Source organism: Streptomyces sp. NPDC051907 (assembly GCF_040681075.1).
In the GTDB taxonomy this organism is placed as follows: domain Bacteria; phylum Actinomycetota; class Actinomycetes; order Streptomycetales; family Streptomycetaceae; genus Streptomyces.
Map to the genome: position 1 here is coordinate 1 of NZ_JBFAYB010000237.1, position 1,513 is coordinate 1,513.

The 1,513-nt window shown below is 72.2% G+C and carries 1 protein-coding gene and 1 pseudogene; both read left to right on the forward strand.

Annotated features, from left to right (window positions below):
• Positions 1-580 (forward strand): annotated as a pseudogene (locus AB0M39_RS42035) (malate synthase A); the annotation flags it as partial.
• The gene (locus AB0M39_RS42040; RefSeq protein WP_365374486.1) at positions 577-1,446 is read left to right on the forward strand and encodes a 3-hydroxybutyryl-CoA dehydrogenase; all 870 of its coding nucleotides are present in this window, start codon (positions 577-579) and stop codon (positions 1,444-1,446) included. The pseudogene AB0M39_RS42035 and the gene AB0M39_RS42040, both read left to right, overlap by 4 nt.
• Positions 1,447-1,513: the final 67 nt, after the last annotated feature.

Consider the following 1,513-nt stretch of genomic DNA (forward strand, 5'->3'; position numbering starts at 1 on the left):
TCCGCAGGCCAACGAGGCGGCGCTGGCCAAGGTCAGGCTCGACAAGGAGCGCGAGGCCGAGGACGGCTTCGACGGCTCCTGGGTCGCCCATCCCGGACTGGCGCCCGTGTGCCGCGAGGTGTTCGACGGCGTGCTGGGACAGCGCCCGCACCAGATCGAGCGCACCCGGGACGACGTCCATGTGACCGCCGAGGATCTGCTCGCCGTCCGCCGCACCGCCGGGCCGCCGACGCCCGAGGGGGTGCGCGCGAACATCGCGGTCGCCCTGCGCTACTTCGACGCCTGGCTGCGCGGACAGGGCGCGGTCGCGCTCTACGGACTCATGGAGGACGCGGCGACCGCGGAGATCGCCCGCGTGCAGATCTGGCAGTGGCTACGGCACGGGCTGGTCGCGCGCGACACGGTGGTCGAACTGCTCGACGCCGAGACGGCGGCGCTGGGGGCGGAGTACCCCTGGGCCCGGGTCGACGAGGTGCGCGCGCTGTTCGAGCGGACGGCCCTGGCCAGGGAGCTGCCGGCGTTCTTCACGCCAGACGCCTACACCCGCTGCCTCGTGCGCCGGCCGGCGGTGCAGGCATGAACGCCTCCCTCACCCGGATCGGTGTCGTCGGCGGGGGCCAGATGGGCGCCGGTATCGCCGAGGTCTGCGCCCGCGCCGGCCTGGACACCGTCGTCTGCGAAGCCGACGCCACAGCCGCCCGCGGCGCCCGCGAGCGAGTGGCCGTATCCCTCGAACGAGCCGTCCAGCGCGGCAAGCTGGACCGCATCTCCGCCGAGGACGCACTGGCCCGGTTGGTCTTCACCGGCAGCCTCCACGACCTCGCCGACCGCCAGCTCGTCGTCGAAGCCGTCGTCGAGAACACCGACGCCAAGACCGACGTCTTCACCGCCCTCGACAAGATCCTCGAAGACCCCGAAGCCATCCTCGCCACCAACACCTCCTCCATCCCCGTCATGCGCCTCGGCATGGCCACCCGCCGCGCCGACCGAGTCATCGGACTCCACTTCTTCAACCCCGTGCCCGTCCTCCCCCTCGTCGAGATCGTCCCCAGCCTCCACACCTCGACGGACACCGTCGACACCGTCGAGGCGTTCGCCCGCGAAACCCTCGCCAAGACGGTCGTCCGCTCCCAGGACCGAGCCGGCTTCGTCGTCAACGCACTCCTGATCCCCTACCTCCTCTCGGCCATCCGCATGGCCGAATCAGGCTTCGCCACCCCCGCCGACGTCGACGCCGGCATGGAACTCGGCTGCGCCCACCCCATGGGCCCCCTCAAACTCGCCGACCTCATCGGCCTCGACACCGTCGCCTCCATCGCAGAGTCCCTCTACGACGAGTTCAAAGAACCCCTCTACGCCCCGCCTCCCCTGCTCCAGCGCATGGTCGAGGCAGGACTGCTCGGCCGCAAGACCGGCCACGGGTTCCACACCTACGACCGGGGCTGAGGGGCCCGGGTTCACCGCCAGCGCGGAGGGGCGCCGGCGGGCCGTCGCGCCCCCGCCGCGTGCGGCC

Bases quoted from the DNA above. Each gene is read 5' to 3' on its own strand.
- AB0M39_RS42040 (WP_365374486.1), top strand. From the start codon at position 577: ATGAACGCCTCCCTCACCCGGATCGGTGTCGTCGGCGGGGGCCAGATG.